This is a genomic window from Nocardia sp. SYP-A9097, assembly GCF_009649815.1.
Lineage (GTDB): Bacteria > Actinomycetota > Actinomycetes > Mycobacteriales > Mycobacteriaceae > Nocardia.
Genome location: NZ_WJIC01000003.1, coordinates 145,648 through 168,254 on the forward strand (window position 1 = coordinate 145,648; position 22,607 = coordinate 168,254).

A 22,607-nucleotide genomic window follows, 5' to 3' on the forward strand; every position below is an offset into this window, starting at 1 on the left:
TGGGCCGGTTTCACCATTCAAACAACCCGCAGGAGCCTTCCTAGTGAGTACTGACATGAAGACCGCGGCCATCTACGACACTCCGATCGGCCTGACCAACCCGCCGATCGATGAACTGCTGGAGCGGACCTCGTCGAAGTACGCGCTGGTCATCTATGCGGCCAAGCGGGCCCGGCAGATCAACGACTACTACAACCAGCTCGGCGACGGCATTCTCGAATACGTCGGCCCGCTGGTCGAGCCGGGTCTGCAGGAGAAGCCGCTGTCGGTGGCCATGCGTGAGATCCACGCCGACCTGCTCGAGCACTCCGAAGGCGAATAAGCCCTCGCAGCGTAAAAGCCAGGCATCTCTCTACGGCGCTGGAGGCGTAGTGACGACAGAATTCACCCGGGGCATGCGGTGACCCGGGTCATCGTCGGTGTCGGCGGCGGTATCGCCGCGTACAAGAGTTGCGCCCTCGTGCGCCGGTTCACCGAAACCGGGCACGAGGTGCGCGTCATTCCGACCGAAGCGGCGTTGAATTTCGTCGGCAAGGCCACCTTCGAGGCGCTGTCCGGTCACCCCGTGCACACCGGAGTCTTCTCCGATGTGTCCGAGGTGCCGCATGTGCGACTCGGCCAGGAGGCCGATCTGGTGGTCATCGCCCCCGCGACAGCCGATCTCATGGCGCGTGCCGCTACCGGCCGCGCGGACGATCTGCTCACCGCCACACTTCTCACCGCCCGATGTCCCATTTTGTTCGCGCCCGCGATGCACACCGAAATGTGGGAGCATCCCGCGACGATCGCGAATGTGGCGACACTGCGCGCGCACGGCGCCATGGTTATGGAGCCCGCGCACGGGCGGCTCACCGGATCCGATACCGGCGCAGGGCGTTTGCCCGAACCGGAGGAGATCTTCTCGTTCGCCACGCTGCTACTCGAGCGCAATGACGCGATTCCCCGGGATCTCGAAGGACGTCGTGTCGTCGTCTCGGCGGGCGGCACCCGTGAACCTCTGGATCCGGTGCGGTTCCTCGGTAATCGCAGCTCCGGTAAGCAGGGTTATGCGATCGCCCGGGTGGCCGCGCAGCGCGGTGCGCAGGTGACGCTCATCGCGGGCAACACCATCGGACTGGCTCCGCCGGCCGCGGTCGAGGTCGTGCATGTCACGACCGCCGAGCAGTTGAAGGTGGCCGTCGACAAGCATTCGATCGGCGCGGACGCGGTCATCATGGCCGCCGCGGTGGCCGATTTCCGGCCGGTGAACGTGGCCGCCGCGAAGATCAAAAAGGGTGCGGACGAACCGAATTCGATCGAACTGACCAAGACCCCGGACATTCTCGCGGGTCTGGTGCAGTCGCGTCGGGACGGTCAGCTCGCGGGCACCGCGATTGTCGGCTTCGCCGCAGAAACCGGTGACGAACACGCCGATGTGCTCACCCACGCGCGCGCCAAATTGGCACGTAAGGGCTGTGACCTTTTGGTGGTCAACGCAGTTGGTGAAGGCAAAGCCTTCGAAGTAGACCATAATGATGGTTGGCTCCTCGGTGCCGATGGCACCGAGATCGCTTTGGATCATGGATCCAAGGCACTGCTGGCCAGCCGAGTGCTCGATGCGCTCGGCCCCTTGCTCCGCTGAAGCCTCGGCACCGCAGGGTTCGGATGGGCCGTCATCTGATGACGGACTGTCTGAGTCACAATACGTTCGTCACCGGAGCGTCCTCACGCCTGGTGCCGAGCGAATTGGCATAACCTGAGACAAAGGGTTGTGTGGTGGTGGGGGTCCGCTACTGTCGCAGCCCGATACGAGAACCCGTTGAGGGAGAGGGAAGAACTGTGCGCACGTCTGGCAGCCGCCTATTCACCAGTGAGTCCGTGACCGAGGGTCACCCGGACAAGATCTGTGATGCCATCAGCGATTCCATCCTCGACGCGTTGCTCGCGGCCGATCCGCGCAGCCGTGTCGCGGTGGAGACCCTGGTGACCACCGGCCAGGTGCACGTGGCCGGTGAGGTCACCACTTCGGCCTATGTGGATATCCCGACCATCGTCCGCGAAAAGGTACTGGAGATCGGGTACGACTCCTCCGCAAAGGGTTTCGACGGTGCCTCCTGTGGCGTGAACATCGCCATCGGTGCGCAGTCGCCCGATATCGCGCAGGGCGTGGACACCTCGCACGAGGCCCGCGTCGGCGGCGAGGATGACGACATCGCGCGCCAGGGTGCGGGCGATCAGGGCCTGATGTTCGGCTACGCCACCATCGAGACTCCCGAGCTCATGCCGCTGCCGATCTCGTTGGCGCACAAGCTTTCCCGTCGCCTGACCGAGGTCCGCAAGTCCGGTGTGCTGCCGTACCTGCGTCCCGACGGCAAGACCCAGGTCACCATCGAATACGAGGGCGACGTCCCGGTGCGCCTGGACACGGTCGTCATCTCCACCCAGCACGCGGCGGATATCGACCTGGACAACCTGCTGACTCCGGACATCCGTGAGAAGGTCGTCGACTCGGTGCTTTCCGAGCTGAAGCTGCCGAATCCGTTGGACACCTCCAACATTCGCCTGCTGGTCAACCCGACCGGCAAGTTCGTGCTCGGTGGTCCGATGGGTGACGCCGGTCTGACCGGTCGCAAGATCATCGTCGACACCTACGGCGGCATGGCCCGTCACGGTGGTGGCGCGTTCTCCGGTAAGGATCCGTCGAAGGTGGACCGTTCGGCCGCCTACGCCATGCGCTGGGTCGCCAAGAATGTCGTCGCCGCCGGTCTGTCCGAGCGCGTCGAGGTTCAGGTCGCCTACGCCATCGGCAAGGCCGCCCCCGTGGGTCTGTTCGTGGAGACCTTCGGCACTGAGCAGATCGATCCGGCCAAGATCTCCGCCGCCATCGGCGAGGTCTTCGACCTGCGTCCCGGCGCGATCATCCGCGATCTGGACCTGCTGCGCCCGATCTACGCCCCCACCGCCGCGTACGGCCACTTCGGCCGCACCGACGTGGATCTGCCCTGGGAGCGCACCGACCGCGCGGAGAAGCTGCGCGCCGCCGCCGGTCTGTAATTGGCCGACACAAGAGAAGCATCGACGGGAGCGTCGAGCACGGAGAGCACCTCCGAGCTCGGCGCTCCCGCCGTCGTAGGCACATCCCACCCCATCGCGCGCGTCCTGCCGCTGCTCGAACCCGCCCACCTGGACCGCGATTTCGACTACCTGGTCCCCGCCGAACTGGATGCCGACGCCCAACCCGGCGTGCGCGTCCGTGTCCGCTTCTCCGGCCGCCTGATAGACGGCTACATCCTCGAACGCCTCGAAAAGACCGACCACACAGGCAAACTCGTCCGCCTGGAACGTGTCGTCTCACCCGAACGCGTCCTCACCCCGGAGATCCTCCGCCTCGTCACAGCGGTGGCATCCCGCTACGCGGGAACCCGAGCCGATGTCCTGCGCCTGGCTATCCCACCCCGCCACGCCAAAACCGAAGCCGAAGGCACCACCCCGACACCCGCCGCGAAAAAGGGGCGCCGCTCCAAAGCCGCCACGGCGGAGACGCTTGCCGCCCCCGCAAGTCCGGTGGATTTGGACGCGCCCGAACCCGCGGTCGGCAGTGTTGTTGGCAATCCGGTCGATACCGCTGCACGAGAAGATGTTTCGGCCCGAACGACTTCGACGTCCCAGGTCCTGACCGGATCGAACGATCAGGATCCAGCAGGTGCAGACGATACGAATCCGGCCGTGAGCGATGACATCGCCGTCGCTTCGGACGCTGATTCCGCCGGGCGGGCACAAGGCTCCTTGAGCCGCGACTGGGCCATTGTCTCGAGGACCGCTGAGACTGCTGACACCGCCGAAGCGTCGACCGGAAAATTGCCTCAGACAGCGGCGGTCCAGAGGGCCGAACCCGCCGGTGCGCCGGATGACACGGTCGTCGACGGTGCTGTGGCAGGTATCGCGGCCGTCGGTGGGGCAGCAGCCTCGAGCGCCGATGGTGTTGTGGGAGAGAGCGTTTCCGCCGCCGATCTCGGGGCCCGAGCGGATGCGACCGACGAAGATTCGGCCGCGGGTGACGGTCCCGCTGTGGGCGCTGGACCGAGGGCGATCGATGACTCGCCTTCGGCTACCGGGTCGGGCGGCGACCCTGCCGTAGTGGTCGACGCGAGCGACGCGGACACGGATATGGCCGACCCGAGTATTGGGGCCGGTGACGCGTCGGACGTGCGTGTGGAATCGGGTCACGGGGTACAAGGTGGTGGGGCGCAGCCTGTTTCGGAGTTGTATCCGGGGTGGGAACGGTATGTGCATGGGCATTCGTTCCTGGAGGCGTTGGCTGCTGGGCGGGGGCCGCGGGCGGCTTGGCAGGCCCTGCCGGGGGAGGATTGGGCTCGGCGGTTGGCCGAGTTGGCGGCCACCGTTGTCGGTAGTGGGCGCAGTGCCATCGTGATGGTTCCGGATCAGCGGGATCTGGATCGGGTGCTGACCGAATGTGTTGCGCTGGTGGGGGAGTCGGCCGTCGGACTGGCCGCCGGACTGGGGCCCTCGGCGCGGTATCGGCGCTGGTTGGCGGCGCTGCGTGGGACCGCGCGCGTCGTGGTGGGTACTCGCAGTTCGGTGTTCACGCCCGTCGAAGATCTCGGGCTTATCGCCATGTGGGATGACGGGGACGACACCTACGCGGAGCCGCGCTCGCCCTATCCGCATGCGCGGGAGGTGGCGATGCTGCGGGCGCATGAGACCGGGGCGTCGTTCGTCGCGGGCGGGTTCGCGCGCACCGCCGAGGTGCAGGCGATCGTCGAATCCGGTTGGGCGCATGATCTTCTCGCCGATCGCAGCGTGCTGCGCCAGGTGATGCCGCGCCTCATCGCGCCCGGCGATACCGATGCCGCACTCGAACGCGATCCGATGGCCCGCGCGATCCGTATCCCGGCAGCGGCCTTCATGGCGGCGCGGCGCGCACTGGCAGCGGGGGAGCCGGTCCTCGTGCAGGTCCCGCGCCGCGGCTATATCCCCGCGCTGTCGTGCTCGAAATGCCGCACCCCGGCCCGTTGTCGGCACTGCAACGGCCCATTGGCATTGCCGGACAACAACATCCAGGCCGCACCATCCGGTGGAACGGGCGGGTCGGCTCGTGCGACCGGTAGTGGGGATGCTGCACGCGGTCGCCCGTCTCAACATCGTGGCTTCGGTTCGGGGAGTGGTGATTCCGCCTCCCCGAACCGAAATGCCGCGCCGCAGGGTCAGTCCGCCGCGCCGCAACAGCGAGGTTCACGCGGTGGCGATTTCGCCGTCTCGGGCCGAAATGCCGTGCCGCCGGATCGTGAGCAGCTGTCTTGGAACCGGGATCTCGAACAGCGGGGTCGCGGTGCCAACACACCCGTGCGGCGGGATCGGGTGGATTTGGGTGTGGCGGTGGGCGTTGGGGTGCCTCGTGGTGGGGCGGAGGTGGCGCACAGTCCGGCGTGCCGGTGGTGCGGGATTACCGAGGCGGCGTTCAGGTGTGGGGCTTGCGGTTCGCGAGCTCTGCGGGCCGTGGTGATCGGTGCGCAGCGCACGGCCGAGGAGTTGGGGCGGGCGTTTCCCGGCGTGCCGGTGCGCGGGTCCGGTGGGTCCACGGTATTGAGTTCGGTGCCGGAAGGCCCCCAGGTGGTGGTGTCCACCATCGGTGCGGAACCCGTTGTGCCGGGCGGATATTCGGTGGCGATGCTGCTCGATGGGTGGGCGCTGCTTGGGCGCGCGGATCTGCGGGCGGCGGAGGATGCCATGCGGCGCTGGATGTCCGCGGCCGCGCTGGTGCGCCCGAGCGGGCAGGTGATCGTCATGGCGGATCCGGCGCTGACGACGGTGCAGGCGTTCCTGCGCTGGGATCCGGTGGGGCACGCCTACTTCGAGTTGAGCGAGCGCACCGAGGTGCGGTTCCCGCCCGCCGTGCGTTTGGCCGCCATCGACGGCACCACCGATTCGATCGCCGAATTGCTCACCGAGGCAAAGCTTCCTGCCGAGGTCGAGGTGCTCGGCCCGGTACCGCTGCCGCCCGGCGCGCGGAAACCGTTCTCCTCCGGCGATTCTCCCGCCGAGGTGGAGCGCATGATCCTGCGCGTGGATCGCTCGGGCGGTTCGGCCCTGTCCCGTGCCCTCTCCGTTGCCCAGGCGGTCCGCAGCACCCACAAGTCCGATGACCCGCTCCGCGTTCAGATCGATCCGGTGGACATCGGCTGAGGAGTGTCAGTCGCCGGTGATCTCATCGCGCGGCAGGTCTGCCAAGGTGGCCAGCGCGTTGAGGAATCCGAGTCGGTCGGCGGCGGGCAGTTTGGCCAGCAGCCGATCTTCCCGAGCCTGGATATCCGCCTGCGTCGCGTCGCGTAGTCGCCGTCCCTTCGGCGTGAGGGCGAGCACGCGGGCCCGACGGTCGGTGGGGTCGGGGGTGCGTTCGATCAATCCGCGTTCTTGCAGATCGTCGAGCACCGCGATAATGCGGGTCTTGTCGGCTCCGATCTCCTGGGCGAGCACGCCTTGCCCGCGCGCGGGACCGTCGTCCAATGCCAGCAGTACGACGTAGGCCCACATGCTCAGCCCGTGCGCCGCCAGGATCGGCTGTTCGGCCGCCATGAGGGCGCGCCCGAGGGGTGCGATCATCGCTGCCAGATCCCGGCGGTGTGTCGTCATGCGGACAAGATTATGCGGCCCCCCGATGCGGTTGTTCGATCGTGTCCCCGGCGCGGGTCAAGATCGCGTCGGGATCGAACTGGTCGGCCTGCCACGAGTCCGCCCCGATGCCGACCCGTCCGCGCCACTCCTTGATGATCGCGGTGTGCACCGGCCATCGCACGAACCGGCGCATATCCGGCTCCGATTCCCAAACCGAGATGGATCCGCCGCGCCGCTCGGCGGGCCTGCCCCATAACCAGAGTCCGACCGCGCCCTGCATGACCGGCCAGGTGCGGCCGAGTTCGAAGCCGGTTTCGTAGATCCTCCGGGCTTCGTCATCCGATGCCGCGAGGAAGTCGGTGACGCTGACGAATACCGTCCCGGAAATGCCTTGGCGCGGACCAGGATTCCAGGGCATCAGCACGGTGTCTTCGGAGAAACTGAATTTAGTAAGCATGAGCATACAGTAAGCGTATGCGTACTAAATTCGCAAGGGTTGAATCGGAGCTCAGCGGTACGCCGGTGCGACCCGCCGAGCCCACTCGGCGTAGCTGGTCGCCGGGCGGCCGAGCACGTGCTCGACATCCGGGCTGACCTGCTGTTCCGCCGCCGTCGGCGCACCGAGGATCGAAAGGGTGTGATCCGCAACGGATTCGGGCATGAAGCGGAGCATGTTCGTCTTGGCCTGGTCGCGAGTCAGTTCGAGGAACCGCAGTGATTCGCCGAGAGCGGCGGCGAGCGCCTCGGCCTGTTCGCGCGGGGTGATCACCGCCGGGCCGGTGACCATGTATGCCCGGCCGTGATGGCCGTCTTCGCGCAGTGCGGACGCGGCCACCGCCGCGATATCGGCCGGATCGACTACCGGGAGTCCGATATCGCCGAAGGGGGCGGGCACCATGCGCTGGGTGCGCACGGGTTCGATCCAGGCGAAGGTATTGCTGGCGAAGGCACCCGGCCGCACCGCGGTCCATTCCAGATCCGAAGCGGCCAAAGCCTTTTCGAAGGCGATGGTGCGGGAGTACCCCTCGCTCTCCGGGCGGGTCACCGCACCTTGCGAGGAGAGGAATACCACGCGCCGAACACCCTGCGCGGCAAGGGTTTCGAGGACTTCGGCGGGCTCGGGCCCGGTCACCAGCTGTTCGCCGGTAATGAGCAGGAACAGTGCGTCCGCCCCGGCCGCGACCTCGGCCAGGCTCGCGAGGTCGCCCACATTGCCGGTGCGGTGCTCCACGCCCTCCGGTAGCTCCACCGGCTTCTCGCCGCGCGAAACCGCGACGACCTTCTCGCCCGCATCGGCGAGCAATCGCACCACGGTGCTGCCGACATTGCCCGTTGCGCCGGTTACCACGATCATCTTCGCTCCTGAGTTAGTTGGCTGACTTACTTGTCGAGGTGAACGTTAGAGTACCGCCGCGAGGTTGTCTATAGTTAGTTGTATGACTAACTCGGTAGGGCGTGGCGCGGGGAAACGGGAGCGCCTGGCCGATGCGGCGGCCAAGGTTTTCCACGAGCAGGGCGTGGAGAAGACCACGATCGCCGATATCGCACGTGCGGCCGAGGTGCCCGTGGGAAACGTCTACTACTACTTCAAGACCAAGGATCAGCTGGTCCAGGCGGCGATCGGCGCGCACGACCGTACGCTGAAAGAGATCATCACCGCCCTGGAGCAGTTCGACACCCCCGCCGAGCGGCTCAAGGCTCTGGTGCGTGGCTGGGTCGACCAGCGTGACCAGGCCGTCCAATTCGGTTGCCCGTCAGGCAGTCTCGCCACGGAACTCGACAAGCGCGCCGACGGCCTGGATCAGGAAATGGCCTCGGTCATGCGCGGCCTGCTCGACTGGATCGAAACCCAGTTCGCGGCAATGGGACGCGCGGACGCGCGGGAACTCGCCATCGCCCTATTCGCCTCATATCAGGGAATCTCCCTGCTCACCAACACATTCCGTGATCCGGACATGATGGCGGGGGAGGGGGACCGGCTGCAACGCTGGATCGACTCCCTGGACTAGTGATGTGCCGGCTGGGCGGTGCGCACGCTCCACCGACCTGGAGCACCGGGGAAGTCCGTCATCGCCCCACCGCAGCAAGCTCCTCGGACAAGTTGAGGAGTGGCCGCGAAGCTCCGAGCTGCCGAAAACCCGCTGTGTAGGGTGGCGATATGGCGATCGAGGCGGTTCTCTTCGACTTCTCCGGCACCGTGTTCCGATTCGAGGAATCGGAATTCTGGGACGCCGAGCTCACCGACGCCGACGGGCGTTCCCTCGATACCCATGAGGTCGCCGCGATCATGCGGGCCATGACCGCACCGGTCGGTCAACTCTTCGAATTCGACGAAGCAGGCCAATATGCCTGGGACCGAAGGGATCTCGACCCGGCCCTGCACCGTACGTCCTACCTGCAGGTGCTGGAGCGTTCCGAAGTGCCGGAGGTGCCGGCCAAGCAGCTCTATGACCGCATGCTCGATCCGAAAGCCTGGACGCCGTACACCGATACCGGCGAGGTCCTGCGGCAACTGCACGAGTCCGGCATCCCGACCGCCATTGTCAGCAATATCGCTTGGGATATCCGCCCGGCCTTCGCGAGCCGCGGCTGGGATCGATATATCGGCGATTTCGCCCTCTCCTTCGAACTCGGCGCGATGAAGCCCGATCGCCGTATCTTCGAATCCGCCCTCGCGAACCTCGGTATCGCGCCGGAGAACGCCCTCATGATCGGCGACAGCGCCGAAGCCGACGGCGGCGCAACGGTTCTCGGTGCCGAATTCGCTCTGGTGCAGCCGCTTCCCATTGCCGATCGCCCGGCGGCGCTGCACGACATCCTGGTCGACCGCGGTCTGCTCGCCCTACCCTCCTGAACAACCGAACCGGCAGGTTCGTGTCCCGCGACACACTTGCTGTGGATAGATTGCCGATATATCGTTGATATCGTCAAGAACAACGACAAAGCCTTAGGAGGCACACCATGGAACGCATGGAGAACTTTGACAACAGGGGCCGCGGGCCCTGGCGGCGACTGCGCGCAGAAGAGCAGCAAGGCCCCGAACACCCGCGTGCACGGCGGGGTGGACCGCGCGGCGAGCACGGCCCGCACGCACATCGGCACGGTCACGGCCGTGGGTTCGGCCCGGACTTCGGTCCTGGCGGTTTCGGTCCCGGCGGTGGCCCGCACTTCGGTCGCGGTCGCGGTCGTGGTGGACGCGGTCGGCGCGGCGATGTCCGCGCGGCCATCCTGCTGCTGCTGCAGGAACGGCCCATGCACGGCTACGAGCTGATTCAGCAGATTCGCGAACGCAGCCAAGACGTTTGGCGTCCGAGTCCCGGCTCCATCTACCCCGCGCTCTCGCAGCTCGAGGATGAGGGCCTGGTCATTATCGAGAAGGTCGCCGGTCGCAAGACCGCCAAGCTCACCGAATCCGGTACCGCGTACCTGGAGGAGCATCGCGCCGACCTGGGCGATCCCTGGCAGGACGTCAAGGACGGCGTCGGCGATCAGGCACTCGATCTGCGAGGTCTGATCGGTCAGCTCATGGGTGCGGCCGCACAGGTCGCCGCCGCCGGAACTCCGGAGCAGGCCGCCAAGGCCGCCGAGGTACTCACCGAGGCGCGCCGGTCGCTCTACCGGATCCTCGCCGAAGACGACACACCCGAAAAGTAGTGGGTGCGCAACACCGCAACTTGCTGGGCATTGTGAGTCCTCACAAGAGATTATTTCTCTATGGGAATTCGGCGGAGCCGGTCACGAAAGACGCTGTGGCGCAGCGTCGTGCCGGTCGGGGTGTTGGTGCTCGGAGTCATAGCAGGGATGACCGCGATGCCGATCGAGACAGGGGTGGCCGCGGCTCAACCGGCCGGGCAACCGGTCGCGGGCACGATTATCTATCTACCGGCCGTGGTGCCGGTGGAATCCGGGCCGCCGCAGTCGGGTCCGCTCGCGGCGGCCAACTATTTGAAACTGCATCCGAACGCCGCGCCCGAGGGCACGAACAATTTCGGCTGCAAACCGAGCGCTGCACATCCGCGCCCGGTGGTGCTGGCACATGGCACAGATTCGTCGGCGTACTCCGACTTCTCGGTCATCGGCCCGCAACTCGTGCAGGCCGGGTTCTGTGTCTTCGCGTTGAATTACGGCGGTAAGCCCGGGGGCAAGAGCTACGGCACCGAGGATATCTGGGCCAGCTCGGCGCAGGTGGGCGGGTTCGTCGATCAGGTACTCGCCGCTACCGGGGCCGCCAAGGTGGATATCGTCGGATTTTCCCAGGGCGCCAGCGTATCTCGCTTCTACATCAACAAGCTGGGTGGCGCGGCCAAGGTCGGCCAGTGGGTCGGCGTGGCCTCACCCAGCTACGGCGGTGTCATGTACGGCCTGGTGCCCGTCGCGGATCAGGTGCCCGCTCTATTCACAGTCGCCGAGCTCTTCAGCTCCGAGGCGGCGGTGCAGCAGGCGGCCGGATCGCCGTATATCACCGAGCTCAATGCCGGTGGTGACACCGTGCCGAGCGTGCGATACACCACTATCGGCAGTCGGGTGGATGAGATGATCCAGCCGTTCGAGAACATCGCGCTACATGGGTCCGAGGCGACGAATTTGGTGCTGCAGGACCTGTGCCCGGTGAACAAGACCGGACACTTCCACGAGGTCTACGACCCATACGTGCAGCAGTTGGTGCGAAACACGCTCGATCCGGAGCATGCGGTGACACCTGCCTGTGTGGCGGTGCCGCTGGGTACCGGTATCAGTGAAGTGGTGCTCGCCGCGCATTCCTGAACGAGTGCCCCGGCGTGGCGGTCCGGTCTTATCCGTAAAATGAGACGACCGTATTCGTATTCACCGGGAGTTGTCCGTGACCATCCAGCCTGTCCGCCTGTTCGGCGATCCGATCCTGCGCGCTCGCGCGGCGGAGGTCCAGACGTTCGACCTCCAGGTGCGCCAGCTGGTGACCGACCTGATCGACACCATGTACGAGACCGGCGGGGTCGGTATGGCGGCCCCGCAGATCGGGGTCGGGCTGCGCGTCTTCGTCTATGACACCGGGGACGCGCAGGGGCATCTGATCAACCCGACCTTCGAGGTAGTGGGGGAGCAGACACAGACCGGGCCGGAAGGCTGTCTGTCGATTCCCGGTGTGCGCGAAGACGTTACGCGGCCGAACAAGGTGATCGCGCGCGGTGTCGATATGGATGGCGCGCCCGTGGAGTTCGAGGCCGAGGGGCTGCTGGCCCGCTGCGTACAGCATGAGACCGATCATCTCGACGGTGTGCTGTTCCTGCAGCGGCTGGATCCCGCGGTGCGTAAGGAGGCGATGCGCACCCTGCGTGAATCGTCCTGGTTCACAAAGGGAATCACGGTGCTGGCCGCCTCCGAGATCGGCGGCGGCCGTCGCACCCGGGAACGGAGTCGTTGATGCGCTTGGTCTTTGCCGGTACACCCGAACCGGCGGTGCCGTCGCTGCGGCGGCTCATCGAATCGCAGCGGCACGAAGTGGTCGGGGTGGTGACCCGGCCGGATGCGGTGGCCGGGCGCGGGCGCAAGGTGACGCGTTCGCCCATCGGGCTGCTCGCGGACGAGTACGGGATTCCGGTGTTCACGCCGAAGCGCCCGTCCGAGCCCGAATTCATCGAGCAGTTGACCGAACTAGCGCCGGATTGCTGTCCGGTGGTGGCGTACGGTGCGTTGCTGCCCGAGGCGGTGCTGGCGATTCCCGTGCACGGGTGGATCAATCTGCACTTCTCGCTGCTGCCCGCCTGGCGTGGCGCGGCTCCGGTGCAGGCGGCGATTCTCGCCGGTGACGAGATCACCGGCGCTTCGACGTTTCTCATCGAGAAGGGCCTCGATACCGGTCCGGTCTTCGGCATCATCACCGAGAAGGTCCGTGCCACCGATACTTCGGGCATTCTGCTCGATCGCCTCGCCGAAAGTGGCGCGCACCTTTTGGAATCCACCCTCGACGGGGTGGAATCCGGTGCGCTGCAAGCGGTTCCGCAATCCAACGATGGCGTCTCATACGCCTCGAAGGTGGAGGTCGAGGCGGGCCGGATCCGCTGGGACGAGCCCGCGCTGGCCATCAATCGCCGCATTCGCGCGGTGACCCCCAACCCGGGAGCCTGGACGGAGGTCGACGGTAAACGCATCAAGCTCGGCCCCGTCGAAATGGTGGAGGAGACCCTCCCCGAACGCGAGATCGAGGTCCGCAAGTCGGGCGTTTTCATCGGCACCGCCACCACAGCCATCCGCCTCACCGAGGTCCAACCCCAAGGAAAGCGCATGATGCCTGCCCTCGACTGGGCGCGCGGCGCCCGCCTCCAGCCCGGCACGGTCACCGAATGACCCGCCCCGAGCGGGGAGATTCCACCGGCGACGACCGCCGCGCGGCCAAACCACCCAAACGCGACTGGCGCCCCCGCGCGGCCAATGCGCCATACCGCAAGCCGGCCGCCTCCGGCGAAACCCACGACGACGCGGCCGGCACCGCCCGCCCCCGCAAGTCCGCGGAGGCTCGCCCCAACGGTGACGCCAAACGCACCTACGGCGCGAACAGCACGGACTCCCGTGGCTCCCGCCCCGGCGGTGATGCCAAGCGCACACAGCGCGGTAAGACCGCCGACACCCGAGGCTCGCGCCCCGCTGGTGATGCCAAGCGTTCCTTCGGCGAGGGCAAGGCCGACGCGAAGCGCGGCGGCCCGCGATCATCCGGTGGCGCAGCCGCGCGCGACCGCGGCGAAGGAGTGAGTCGCTCCCCGCAGGGCACTCAGCGCGGTGCGTCCGGGCCCGAGCGCTCCGGCTATAGCCAGCGCGGGGCAGACTCGTCCGGCGCCCAGCGCGGATCGGATCGGCCTGCGCGCGGTCCGAGGTCCGAGGACAGCGGCCGTCCGCGCGGTGAGCGGGAATCGGGTGCGGCGCAGGACGATCGGCGTCGGACCGTTGGCGCGGCGGGCCGCGACTCGGGTGTCGCCGGGGGGAATCCCGGTGCGGCGGAGGGTAAGTCGCGTGCTCCGGGTGGCAAGTCCGGCGGTGCGGGCGGTAAGTCCGGTCCGGCCGGTGCGAAGTCCGGTGGTGTGGGACGTAATTCGGGTGCTGCCGGCGGTAAGGCCGGTGGGGCCGGCCGGGGTGGAGACTCGCGCAAGACTGATGTGACGGCGGCTTATAACGCGGCGCATGGGCTGGATCCGGTGCGTGTTGTGGCTCGGGATGTGTTGCGGGCGGTGCGGGAGCGGGATGCTTACGCCAATCTGGTGCTGCCGGGGTTGTTGCGGGAGCGGAAGATCAGTGGCCGCGATGCCGCGCTGGCTACCGAGTTGACGTATGGGGCGGCTCGGTCGCTCGGGTTGTTGGATGCGGTTATCGAGGCGGGGGCGGGCCGGTCTGTCGCGGAGATCGACGGGCCGCTGTTGGATGCTTTGCGGTTGGGGACCTACCAGTTGTTGCGGACCAGGATTGGTGCGCATGCCGCGGTGGATACCTCGGTGGCGATGGCTCGCGCCGAATATGGCGTCGGGCGTGCGGGTTTCGTGAATGCGGTGCTGCGTCGTGTCGCGGAGAAATCCGCCGAGGAGTGGGTTGAGGCGCTGGCGCCGCAGGATCCGCTGGGGCATATGGCGTTCGAGCACGCACATCCCGTGTGGATCGCGCAGGCGTTCGCGGATGCGCTGGGCGCGGATGCCGGGGAGTTGGAAGCCGTGCTGGCGGCCGATGATGCTCGGCCCGCCGTGCACCTGGTGGCTCGACCGGGTGAGATCAGCGCTGAGGAACTGGCGCTGATCACCGGTGGTGAAGAGGGCAAATGGTCGCCGTACGCCGTGTATATGGACGGTGGCGATCCGGGCAAGCTGGAACCCGTGCGCGACGGTTTGGCCGCCGTGCAGGACGAGGGCAGTCAGCTTGTGGCGCTTGCGGTTACGCGTGCCCCGCTGCAGGGTGAGGACGGCGGTCGCTGGCTGGATCTGTGTGCGGGTCCGGGCGGTAAGACCGCGCTGTTGGGTGCGATCGCCGATATCGACGGCTTCCATATCGACGCAGTCGAGCCCGCCGAGCATCGAGCCGATCTGGTCCGGCAGGCGACTCGCGGCCTGCCCGTCGACATTCATGTCGCCGACGGCCGCGAGAGCGGGCTGACCCCGGGCTACGACCGGATTCTGGTCGACGCCCCCTGCACCGGACTGGGCGCGCTGCGCCGCCGTCCGGAGGCGCGGTGGCGGCGACAGCCCTCGGACGTCAAGGACCTGGTCAAGCTGCAGCGCGAATTGCTCAGCGCCGCATGGGATCTGGTGCGACCGGGCGGTGTAGTTGTGTACTCCACCTGCTCACCGCATCTGTCCGAGACAGTGTCCGTGGTAGCCGATATGGTGCGCCGCACCGGCGCGGAACAGCTCGACTCCCGCGAACTGCTGGCCGGCGTCCCGGACCTCGGCGACGGTCCGGGCGCACAGCTGTGGCCGCACCGGCACGGCACCGACGCCATGTTCCTTGCCGCACTGCGTAAACCGCTCGAATCGAAGTAACCCCACAGGGTGGGGCGCGCGCATCGCGGGCCTCACCCTGGTCGGTATCTCATTGTCGCGCAGGCGGATTCGGCCGCCACGATACCCAGACCCCGGCGCGTGGCACTCGCTGGCAGCGGATTGCCATCCATTGCGGGCGCGCGGTGCTGTCGGGTCCGCGATCGGTGCGCCCGAGCATGCAGCTGCCGTCGGAATCCGGTACCAGTTCGATGGTTTCGCCATTCACCTCGATGAACCGCTGTGGCCGCCCATTGCTGTACCGCACCACCGTATTGATGGTCAGATCGGCGACGTGGAAGCAGCACCACCACTGTGGCTGGGCTCGGCTGCGGCGTGTGGTGCGTGCCGCCGAGACCGCGTGTCGTAGCTCGGCCAGGGCGCGGAACCGGTCGGCGGGTGTGAAATCGCCCGGATCGTCCGAGCCTGGGCACAGTACCGGTGATTCGTCGTCGGGGTATCGGTATCCGGGATCGACCTCACCGCGCCAACGCATTTCGGCCATGCGTGTGGTGATCGGCAGCCCATGCCATTCCTCATCGCACCAGGGGTGTGGGCAGCGGGGGAAGTCGGGATCGCCGTAGTCGTAGCCGGTGCGTGGTTCGCCGTCGGCCAGCTGATCGTTCACGAGCTGGTCGATCTGGTTCACGATTTGTCGATCTCGGTGCTGGGTCATGATGCCGCCCGATTGCGGTGCGTGCCGGGTGGCATCGATCGTCGCACCGGTGTGCGGTGCTGGCAAGCCTATTGAATCCGGGCGGGCGTGTCACTCGCGGGCGGACTGCTCCCGCAGGCGCGCAAGGGTTTTCGCCAGGATCCGGGAGACGTGCATTTGCGAGATCCCCATCTGCTGGGCGATCTGGGTCTGCGTCATGGATTCGAAGAACCGCATGGTGAGTATGCGCCGTTCGCGTTCGGGCAGGCCCGCGAGCAGTGGCCGGATGGCCACGTACTCCTCGACCCGATCGAATTGCGATTCCTCCTCGCCGAGGGTATCCAGCAGCGACGCCTCGGTATCGCGGCCGACGGAGACCGCGTCGATGGAGCTGGGCTGGTAGGCGTTTCCGGCAATGACCGCCTGGGTGACCTCATCGGGGTCGATGCCGAGTTGGGCGGCGATCTCCTTGGCGGTGGGGGAGCGCCCGAGCTGCTGCGAGAGCGCGTCGATGGCCGCGCCGATGCGCAGATGAGTCTCCTTGACCCGCCGGGGAACTCGCATGGCCCAGGTGTTGTCGCGGAAGTACCGGCGGACCTCGCCCATAATGGTCGGCACCGCGAAGGACAGGAAGTTGGAGCCGCGACTGACATCGAAGCGGTCCACCGCGTGGACGAGGCCGACCCGCGCCACCTGGGTGAGATCATCGAAAGGTTCACCACGCCCGCTGAATTTGCGGGCAATGTGATCGGCCAGCGGAATGCAGCGGCGGATCAGTTCCGAGCGCAGTGCGACGCGGCGCGCGGATTGCGGGTCGGTGGCGGCCAATTGCTCGAACAGCACTGCCACATCGTCATATCCGGAGACGCTGCGCGCGACCTCCTCCGCCTCTTCGGCGTCGACGACCTCTTCGCTCTCGGCGGTTTCGTCACCTTCGGTCGCGGCGTTGGGTTCGGCATTCTCGGCTACGGCGTCTTGCCCAGGCGACATGGTCCTGTCGACCGCGTCGTGCCCGGTCGCCCCGCCACTTGTGGACCCGTCATGCCCAGTCGCCTCGCCACTTTCGCTGATCGGACCGGACACGGCAGCACCGCTACCGTGCGTCACGTTGCCTCTACCGCCGGAGCCTCCGCTCGCGCCCGCAGTGTTGCTCTCGTCGCTCGTGCCGTTCTCCGGCGCACCGGTTGCCGGGCTGTCGGCAGCGCTGCCTCCTGCATCGGATTCGGGCGAATCGGGCTGTGACGCTTCGGGGGAGGCGAACACCATGTCCTCGTCGGTCACTACGCCTTCCCCCGGACCCGCCGGAACTCCACCGTCGTCGGGTATCCGGAGATTGCCGGGTCGTATTCGCCCTGGCTCGCGGTGACCTCATCGGAGAGGGTGCGTAGCACATGCCAGCCGAAGCTGCGCTGATCGGGTAGGCCCTCGGAGCCGGCGACACCACTGACCCGAATCACCAAATCGCTGTCACCCACGGTGAACACGCACTGCAGCGTGGAGCCGGGTACCGCGAGCGCGATGACGGTGGAGGCGGCCTCGTCCACCGCGAGCCGGATATCGGCGACCTCGTCCAGAGTGAAATCGCTGAGTAGCACCAGTGTTTCGGCGAGTCCGCGCACGATAGGCAACTGGGAGACGGACGCGGCAACGCCGATCTCGACCGGTGTGGCCCGGACTCCTTGTTCCGCCGAAATGTTGATCACCTGCACTAGGCTACCCATTCCACCGCGCCGCAATCAGCGCAATGGCCGCGAAGCGCCACTCCGGCCACTGATTCGATCGGCTTCGCGAATTTCGCGCCACCGACCTTCGGCCGCGGATGCGATGCCGCCCGAGCCGGCAAGCGCGGTGTCATGGTTTCGCCTACGCGCCGGCCGTTAGACTGCCGCGTGTGTGTACCCCTTCCTCTCCCTTCCGGCGGCCCGCGCCCATGATCGCGCCGTCCATTCTGTCCGCCGATTTCGCCCGCCTCGGTGAAGAGATGAAGGCCATCGGAGGAGCCGATTGGGTGCACGTGGATGTCATGGACAATCACTTCGTACCGAACCTGACCCTGGGCCTGCCGGTGGTGCAGAGTCTGTTGAAGGCCACCGACATTCCGCTGGATTGCCATCTGATGATCTCCAACCCGGAGCGCTGGGCGCCGGGCTATGCGGAGGCCGGCGCGTACAACGTCACCTTCCACGCCGAGGCGACCGACAATCCGATCGCGGTGGCCCGCGATATCCGCGCGGCGGGTGCGAAGGCAGGGCTCTCGGTCAAGCCCGGCACCCCGATCGAGCCATATCTGGAGATCCTGCGCGACTTCGACACCCTGCTGGTGATGAGTGTCGAACCCGGCTTCGGCGGCCAGTCGTTCATCGCGGATGTGCTCGAAAAGGCCCGCATTGTGCGCAATCTCGTCGATGCCGGTGAGCTGCGCCTGGTGGTGGAGATCGACGGCGGCATCAATATGGACACCATCGAACAGGCCGCCGAGGCCGGAATCGACTGCTTCGTAGCGGGTTCCGCCGTCTACGGCACCGCCGATCCGGCCGCGACCGTGGAGGCCTTGCGGCAGAAGGTGATCGCGGTGGAGGCGTCAGCGGCCCAGTAGGGCCTCGACCACCGATTCCAGTGGCGGCACCGAGCGGACCGTCTCCGGCGGCTGAATCCAGGTGCGGTAGCCCGTCCGCTCGTCATCGGCGGACGGCAGCACCACCTGGGCGCCCGCGCACGCGACCGTCGCGTACAGCCGGAACAGTGCCGCGCCGACGGGTGTGCTGAGGGTTTCGGGCCGGGCGGGACCGGTGATGAAGGTCCACCGCCGCGCACGCGGATGGTGTACGACCGGCCCGGCGAGATCGGCCTGGGAGAGGCGCTGCTGCACCCGTTCGCCTAGTTCGGCGGGCATGGTGATCGCGCCGTAGCAGCTGCCTATCTCCAAGAGGATGTGTCGTGACGCCGGGTCTATCGATGCCGGGAGATGAAATTCGCGTCGGTACTGCACGCATCGAACTTCGAGGGTGGTATCGAGAAGCGTGGTCACGCTGTACTCCCAATTGTGTTGTAGTCCACCTGGATCCGACGGTCCGACCTTCCTTCGGTTTGACTTGCTGCGAAGACTCACCCGCGCCGGACACGGCGACGGATGCGGGACTGTTCTGCGCTGAACTGCTCGCCTGGATGGGACGCTCACCCGGAAGTGATTGAGCGAAGTTGAACTGTAGGAATCAGCTGCATAAGAATCTTGCGACCATCTCCGTGGATGCGCAAGATTCTGGTGTAAGCGAGTCGGAATTGGGTAAGGCTCGCCGCTCTCCGGCGTGAAATGGCACGTTCCTGTAACGAGGCGCTCCGTCTTCTACGACTCCGTGTCGTTAGGCTGGTGACGGACGCCCACTCATCGGGGAATAGCACCGGTGGTCCGGGCGGTTGGCGCAATCGGTGGGCACGTTCGGTGGCCCGAGGCATCAGGGAGAGGTAGGGCATGTTCACAGGCATCGTGGAGGAGCTGGGCGAGATCGTCGCCACCGAGCAACTGGCCGATGCGGCCCGGCTCACGATCCGCGGCCCACTGGTCACCTCCGATGCCGGACATGGTGATTCGATCGCGGTCAACGGCGTCTGCCTGACCGTGGTGGACCAGCAGGTCGAGGGTGACATCTTCACCGTCGACGTCATGGCCGAGACGCTCGAGCGCTCCAGCATCGGTGGCCTGGCCGCCGGCTCCCGCGTCAACCTCGAGCGCGCCGCCGCCGTGAACAGTCGCCTCGGCGGCCACATTGTGCAGGGCCATGTCGACGGTACCGGCACCGTGCTCTCCCGCACCCCTTCCGAGAACTGGGAGGTAGTGCGAATCTCGTTGCCCGACAGCATCGCTCGCTATGTCGTGGAGAAGGGCTCCATCACCGTCGACGGTATCTCGCTGACCGTCTCGGGCCTGGGCCTGGCCGCCGAGGCCGCCACCGACGGCAGCAAGGACTGGTTCGAGGTTTCGCTCATCCCGACCACCCGTGAACTCACCACCCTCGGCACCGCGCCGGTCGGCACCACCGTGAACCTGGAGGTGGATGTCATCGCGAAGTACGTCGAGCGGCTGGTACAGCGCGGCTGACAAAGCGACGCCGGAGGCGGCGCAAAACGGACGCTGGCCTAATGTGGGTAGCGGCACCTAAATCGAGATGGAGCACAACAGACGTGACCAGGTTCGACACCATCGAGCGCGCAGTCGCCGACATCGCCGCCGGTAAGGCGGTCGTCGTCGTCGACGACGAGGGCCGGGAGAACGAGGGCGACCTCATCTTCGCGGCGGAGAAGGCAACACCCGAGCTGGTGGCCTTCATGATCCGCTACACCTCCGGTTACATCTGTGTCCCGCTCACGGGTGAAGACTGCGACCGCCTGGGCCTGCCGCCCATGTACGCGGTCAATCAGGACAAGCACGGCACCGCCTACACCGTCTCGGTGGATGCCCGCGAAGGCATCTCGACCGGTATCTCCGCCGCCGATCGCGCCACCACCATGCGGGTGCTCGCCGATCCGCTCGCCAAGTCCGATGATCTGACCCGTCCGGGTCATGTGGTTCCGTTGCGCGCCAAGGACGGTGGCGTACTGCGCCGCGCCGGGCACACCGAGGCCGCGGTCGACCTATCCCGGATGGCCGGACTGCATCCGGCCGGTGTCATCTGCGAGATCGTCAGTCAGAAGAACGAAGGCGATATGGCGCGCACCGAGGAGCTGCGCGTCTTCGCCGACGAACACGATCTGGCGCTCATCTGTATCGCCGACATGATCGCCTGGCGCCGCAAGAACGAGAAGCATGTCCGCCGCGTCGCCGAGGCCCGCATCCCGACCGCGTTCGGTGATTTCAAGGCCATCGGCTACGAGAGCGAATACGACGATTCCGAGCATGTCGCCCTGGTCATGGGCGATATCTCCGAAGGCAACGGTGACGACGTGCTGGTGCGCGTGCACTCGGAATGCCTCACCGGTGATGTCTTCGGTTCGCTGCGCTGCGACTGCGGTCCGCAGCTGAACGCCGCACTGCAGTTGGTGGCCGATGAGGGCCGCGGCGTGGTGCTGTACATGCGCGGTCATGAGGGCCGGGGCATCGGCCTCATGCACAAGTTGCAGGCGTACCAGGTGCAGGACGAACAGCAACTGGATACCTATGACGCCAATATCGCCATCGGCCAGCCCGCCGACGCGCGCGATTACGGCACGGGCGCGCAGATCCTGGTCGATCTGGGCATCGCCTCGATGCGACTGCTCACCAATAATCCGGACAAGCGCGCGGGGATCGAGGGCTACGGCCTGCGGATCACCGAGCGGGTGCAGATGCCGGTGCGCGCCAATTCGCACAACCTGCACTACCTGCGCACCAAGCGTGATCGCATGGGCCACGACCTGGTCGGCCTGGACGATATCGATCTGGGCGAAACCGCGAACTGACTGCTTGTTTACGAGAAGGGCGGAAAACCGATGAGCGGCACGGGCGTTCCCACGTTCGAGCTCGCCGATGCCAAGGATCTCAAGCTTGGCATCGTGGCGTCGCGCTGGCACACCACCATCTGCGACGCGCTGGTCGCCAATGCGGAGAAGACCGCGCGTGATGCGGGGGTCGCCGATATCACCGTCGTGCGGGTCGCGGGCGCGATGGAACTGCCGGTGGTGGCGCAGGCGCTCGCCCGCAGCCATGACGCGGTGGTCGCTCTCGGCGTCGTAATCCGTGGTGAGACACCGCATTTCGAGTACGTGTGCGATTCGGTCACCGCCGGTCTGACCCGGGTCTCGCTCGACGAGAGCGTCCCGGTCACCAATGGTGTGCTCACCGTGAATACCGAACAGCAGGCCCTGGACCGCTCCGGACTGCCGGGTTCGTTCGAGAACAAGGGTGAGCAGGCGTCCGCCGCCGCCCTCGATGCCGCGCTGACCCTGCGCGAACTCTCGCAGACCGTCTAGCAATGCCTGTCGTCCGGATCTGGAAGCGCGGGGGAGCGGAAGAACCGCCCCGCCGGGCCCGGGCGACGACCGAATCGAAGGCCGGTGAAACCGCAGTGTCTGGCACCGAAACCGCTGGCGCGCAATCGAAGTCGACTCCGGAAGCCGCGGAGGCCCCTGAGGTGGGGGAGAGCGACAACCCCGCCGCTCCCGAAGCCGAGTGGGATCTAGAGGTGCGCCCGCAGCACGCCATCATGACGGCGCGCATCGTCGCGGCATTGCTCGCGCTCATCTTCATCATCGCCGGAGTTCTCCTGCGTAACGGTTCCACCGGCGTGAACTTCCGCCTCGCCGATCAATTGGGCCTCGCGGTCTTCGGTCTACTCCTCGGCAGTGCGGTTCTGCTCCTCACCCGGCCTCGCGTGCGAGTCGGTAAGCGCGGCGTCGTGGTCCGAAACATCCTGGGCGACATGGAATTTCGCTGGGAGGATATTCGTGGCATCTCCTTCGCGGACAAGAAGTCTTGGGCCCGACTGGAATTGGTGCATGACGAGTACGTGCCCATGATGGCCATTCGCACCAATGACAAGTTGCGTGCGGCGGCGGCGATGGATCGCTTCCGCGAACTCGGCGCCAAGTACACCGCCGAAAACGCCGGCTGAGATTTAAAGACAAAAGACCAAGAACCAAGACAAAAGACGCCTGGACGAGAAGGGGCCGAAGGCCCCAAAGACAACACCCACCTCACCTCGGGCCCGCGAGACACCAACTCCGGATTCCTCAGCCCCCGAAACCCCGAAGAAGTCCTGGACGTGTGATCACCGGGAACTTATCGGGGCGACACGCCGCAAACACCAACGCTCAGTTCCCGGTGATCACACGTCCAGATCGATTCCCGGTGTGTCGTGTGGGTGTTTCGAGGTCTT

At 66.6% G+C, this 22,607-nt stretch carries 23 protein-coding genes; 16 read left to right on the plus strand and 7 right to left on the minus strand.

Annotation, left to right across the window (positions count from 1 at the left end; genetic code table 11):
* Window positions 1-55 precede the first annotated feature (55 nt).
* From rpoZ to GFY24_RS41705, 4 genes are all read left to right on the plus strand, one after another.
* A complete protein-coding gene (gene rpoZ / locus GFY24_RS07950; protein ID WP_067571890.1) occupies window positions 56-322 on the plus strand; it encodes a DNA-directed RNA polymerase subunit omega in 267 nt (88 codons plus the stop codon).
* A gap of 78 nt (window positions 323-400) precedes the next feature.
* Entirely contained in the window at window positions 401-1,621 is a 1,221-nt protein-coding gene (gene coaBC, locus GFY24_RS07955; protein WP_309230601.1) for a bifunctional phosphopantothenoylcysteine decarboxylase/phosphopantothenate--cysteine ligase CoaBC, read from the plus strand.
* Window positions 1,622-1,818: 197 nt separating this feature from the next.
* Window positions 1,819-3,033 carry a methionine adenosyltransferase gene (gene metK / locus GFY24_RS07960; protein WP_309230602.1) on the plus strand — a complete coding sequence of 405 codons (1,215 nt, stop codon included), beginning with the start codon at window positions 1,819-1,821 and terminating at the stop codon, window positions 3,031-3,033.
* Between the two features lie 93 nt (window positions 3,034-3,126).
* Window positions 3,127-6,183, plus strand: a complete 3,057-nt coding sequence (locus GFY24_RS41705) for a hypothetical protein (RefSeq protein ID WP_309230678.1) — start codon at window positions 3,127-3,129, stop codon at window positions 6,181-6,183.
* 6 nt (window positions 6,184-6,189) lie between these two features.
* Here the strand turns inward: GFY24_RS41705 and GFY24_RS07980 are convergent, their stop codons facing one another.
* The 3 genes from GFY24_RS07980 to GFY24_RS07990 are packed head-to-tail and all read right to left on the minus strand — an operon-like array spanning window position 6,190 to window position 7,966.
* Window positions 6,190-6,630, minus strand: coding sequence for a MarR family winged helix-turn-helix transcriptional regulator (locus GFY24_RS07980; RefSeq protein WP_153804357.1), 441 nt, complete (start codon window positions 6,628-6,630; stop codon window positions 6,190-6,192).
* Window positions 6,631-6,640: 10 nt separating this feature from the next.
* A complete protein-coding gene (locus GFY24_RS07985) occupies window positions 6,641-7,069 on the minus strand; it encodes a hypothetical protein (RefSeq protein ID WP_153804358.1) in 429 nt (142 codons plus the stop codon).
* Between the two features lie 51 nt (window positions 7,070-7,120).
* The gene (locus tag GFY24_RS07990) at window positions 7,121-7,966 is read right to left on the minus strand and encodes an SDR family oxidoreductase (protein ID WP_153804359.1); all 846 of its coding nucleotides are present in this window, start codon (window positions 7,964-7,966) and stop codon (window positions 7,121-7,123) included.
* Window positions 7,967-8,048: 82 nt separating this feature from the next.
* Here GFY24_RS07990 and GFY24_RS07995 point away from each other — a divergent pair, with 82 nt between their 5' ends.
* From GFY24_RS07995 to GFY24_RS08025, 7 genes are all read left to right on the plus strand, one after another.
* A complete protein-coding gene (locus GFY24_RS07995; RefSeq protein ID WP_153804360.1) occupies window positions 8,049-8,621 on the plus strand; it encodes a TetR/AcrR family transcriptional regulator in 573 nt (190 codons plus the stop codon).
* A gap of 149 nt (window positions 8,622-8,770) precedes the next feature.
* Window positions 8,771-9,466, plus strand: a complete 696-nt coding sequence (locus tag GFY24_RS08000) for an HAD family hydrolase (protein ID WP_153804361.1) — start codon at window positions 8,771-8,773, stop codon at window positions 9,464-9,466.
* Window positions 9,467-9,582: 116 nt separating this feature from the next.
* The gene (locus tag GFY24_RS08005; RefSeq protein WP_153804362.1) at window positions 9,583-10,266 is read left to right on the plus strand and encodes a PadR family transcriptional regulator; all 684 of its coding nucleotides are present in this window, start codon (window positions 9,583-9,585) and stop codon (window positions 10,264-10,266) included.
* 156 nt (window positions 10,267-10,422) lie between these two features.
* Window positions 10,423-11,376: an alpha/beta fold hydrolase gene (locus GFY24_RS08010; RefSeq protein WP_153804363.1), complete on the plus strand. Its 954-nt coding sequence runs from the start codon at window positions 10,423-10,425 to the stop codon at window positions 11,374-11,376.
* A gap of 76 nt (window positions 11,377-11,452) precedes the next feature.
* A complete protein-coding gene (gene def, locus GFY24_RS08015; protein WP_309230603.1) occupies window positions 11,453-12,013 on the plus strand; it encodes a peptide deformylase in 561 nt (186 codons plus the stop codon).
* Complete coding sequence (fmt, locus tag GFY24_RS08020; RefSeq protein ID WP_153804365.1) at window positions 12,013-12,936, plus strand: methionyl-tRNA formyltransferase; 924 nt, start codon at window positions 12,013-12,015, stop codon at window positions 12,934-12,936. The genes def and fmt overlap by 1 nt, the downstream gene beginning before the upstream one ends.
* A gap of 803 nt (window positions 12,937-13,739) precedes the next feature.
* A complete protein-coding gene (locus GFY24_RS08025) occupies window positions 13,740-15,107 on the plus strand; it encodes an RsmB/NOP family class I SAM-dependent RNA methyltransferase (RefSeq protein WP_309230679.1) in 1,368 nt (455 codons plus the stop codon).
* A gap of 49 nt (window positions 15,108-15,156) precedes the next feature.
* Here GFY24_RS08025 and GFY24_RS08030 read toward each other — a convergent pair whose 3' ends face one another.
* The 3 genes from GFY24_RS08030 to GFY24_RS08040 form a co-directional block, all read right to left on the minus strand.
* Complete coding sequence (locus GFY24_RS08030) at window positions 15,157-15,846, minus strand: hypothetical protein (protein WP_153804366.1); 690 nt, start codon at window positions 15,844-15,846, stop codon at window positions 15,157-15,159.
* Window positions 15,847-15,870: 24 nt separating this feature from the next.
* The gene (locus GFY24_RS08035; RefSeq protein WP_153804713.1) at window positions 15,871-16,749 is read right to left on the minus strand and encodes an RNA polymerase sigma factor SigF; all 879 of its coding nucleotides are present in this window, start codon (window positions 16,747-16,749) and stop codon (window positions 15,871-15,873) included.
* Window positions 16,750-17,039: 290 nt separating this feature from the next.
* Window positions 17,040-17,462, minus strand: a complete 423-nt coding sequence (locus GFY24_RS08040; protein ID WP_309230604.1) for an anti-sigma factor — start codon at window positions 17,460-17,462, stop codon at window positions 17,040-17,042.
* A 227-nt stretch (window positions 17,463-17,689) separates the two neighbouring features.
* Between GFY24_RS08040 and rpe the strand changes: the two genes are divergently transcribed.
* Window positions 17,690-18,355 (plus strand): ribulose-phosphate 3-epimerase, encoded by a 666-nt coding sequence (gene rpe, locus GFY24_RS08045; RefSeq protein WP_153804714.1) that lies wholly within the window; start codon window positions 17,690-17,692, stop codon window positions 18,353-18,355.
* Here rpe and GFY24_RS08050 read toward each other — a convergent pair.
* Window positions 18,341-18,787, minus strand: coding sequence for a hypothetical protein (locus GFY24_RS08050; RefSeq protein ID WP_228566095.1), 447 nt, complete (start codon window positions 18,785-18,787; stop codon window positions 18,341-18,343). The two genes, rpe and GFY24_RS08050, sit on opposite strands and share 15 nt — an antisense overlap.
* A gap of 441 nt (window positions 18,788-19,228) precedes the next feature.
* On the opposite strand from GFY24_RS08050, the gene GFY24_RS08055 reads away from it, so the two are divergent.
* From GFY24_RS08055 to GFY24_RS08070, 4 genes are all read left to right on the plus strand, one after another.
* On the plus strand, window positions 19,229-19,855 hold the full coding sequence (locus GFY24_RS08055) for a riboflavin synthase (protein WP_153804368.1): 627 nt from the start codon (window positions 19,229-19,231) through the stop codon (window positions 19,853-19,855).
* Window positions 19,856-19,938: 83 nt separating this feature from the next.
* Entirely contained in the window at window positions 19,939-21,192 is a 1,254-nt protein-coding gene (locus GFY24_RS08060; RefSeq protein ID WP_309230605.1) for a bifunctional 3,4-dihydroxy-2-butanone-4-phosphate synthase/GTP cyclohydrolase II, read from the plus strand.
* Window positions 21,193-21,222: 30 nt separating this feature from the next.
* On the plus strand, window positions 21,223-21,702 hold the full coding sequence (ribH, locus tag GFY24_RS08065; RefSeq protein ID WP_153804370.1) for a 6,7-dimethyl-8-ribityllumazine synthase: 480 nt from the start codon (window positions 21,223-21,225) through the stop codon (window positions 21,700-21,702).
* Window positions 21,703-21,797: 95 nt separating this feature from the next.
* Window positions 21,798-22,343, plus strand: a complete 546-nt coding sequence (locus tag GFY24_RS08070; RefSeq protein ID WP_375336017.1) for a PH domain-containing protein — start codon at window positions 21,798-21,800, stop codon at window positions 22,341-22,343.
* Window positions 22,344-22,607 lie beyond the last annotated feature (264 nt).

Bases quoted from the DNA above. Each gene is read 5' to 3' on its own strand.
- rpoZ (WP_067571890.1), top strand. From the start codon at position 56: ATGAAGACCGCGGCCATCTACGACACTCCGATCGGCCTGACCAACCCG.
- GFY24_RS07980 (WP_153804357.1), bottom strand. From the start codon at position 6,630: ATGACGACACACCGCCGGGATCTGGCAGCGATGATCGCACCCCTCGGG.
- GFY24_RS07985 (WP_153804358.1), bottom strand. From the start codon at position 7,069: ATGCTTACTAAATTCAGTTTCTCCGAAGACACCGTGCTGATGCCCTGG.
- GFY24_RS07990 (WP_153804359.1), bottom strand. From the start codon at position 7,966: ATGATCGTGGTAACCGGCGCAACGGGCAATGTCGGCAGCACCGTGGTG.
- GFY24_RS07995 (WP_153804360.1), top strand. From the start codon at position 8,049: ATGACTAACTCGGTAGGGCGTGGCGCGGGGAAACGGGAGCGCCTGGCC.
- GFY24_RS08000 (WP_153804361.1), top strand. From the start codon at position 8,771: ATGGCGATCGAGGCGGTTCTCTTCGACTTCTCCGGCACCGTGTTCCGA.
- GFY24_RS08005 (WP_153804362.1), top strand. From the start codon at position 9,583: ATGGAGAACTTTGACAACAGGGGCCGCGGGCCCTGGCGGCGACTGCGC.
- GFY24_RS08010 (WP_153804363.1), top strand. From the start codon at position 10,423: ATGCCGATCGAGACAGGGGTGGCCGCGGCTCAACCGGCCGGGCAACCG.
- fmt (WP_153804365.1), top strand. From the start codon at position 12,013: ATGCGCTTGGTCTTTGCCGGTACACCCGAACCGGCGGTGCCGTCGCTG.
- GFY24_RS08035 (WP_153804713.1), bottom strand. From the start codon at position 16,749: ATGTCGCCTGGGCAAGACGCCGTAGCCGAGAATGCCGAACCCAACGCC.
- rpe (WP_153804714.1), top strand. From the start codon at position 17,690: ATGATCGCGCCGTCCATTCTGTCCGCCGATTTCGCCCGCCTCGGTGAA.
- GFY24_RS08055 (WP_153804368.1), top strand. From the start codon at position 19,229: ATGTTCACAGGCATCGTGGAGGAGCTGGGCGAGATCGTCGCCACCGAG.
- ribH (WP_153804370.1), top strand. From the start codon at position 21,223: ATGAGCGGCACGGGCGTTCCCACGTTCGAGCTCGCCGATGCCAAGGAT.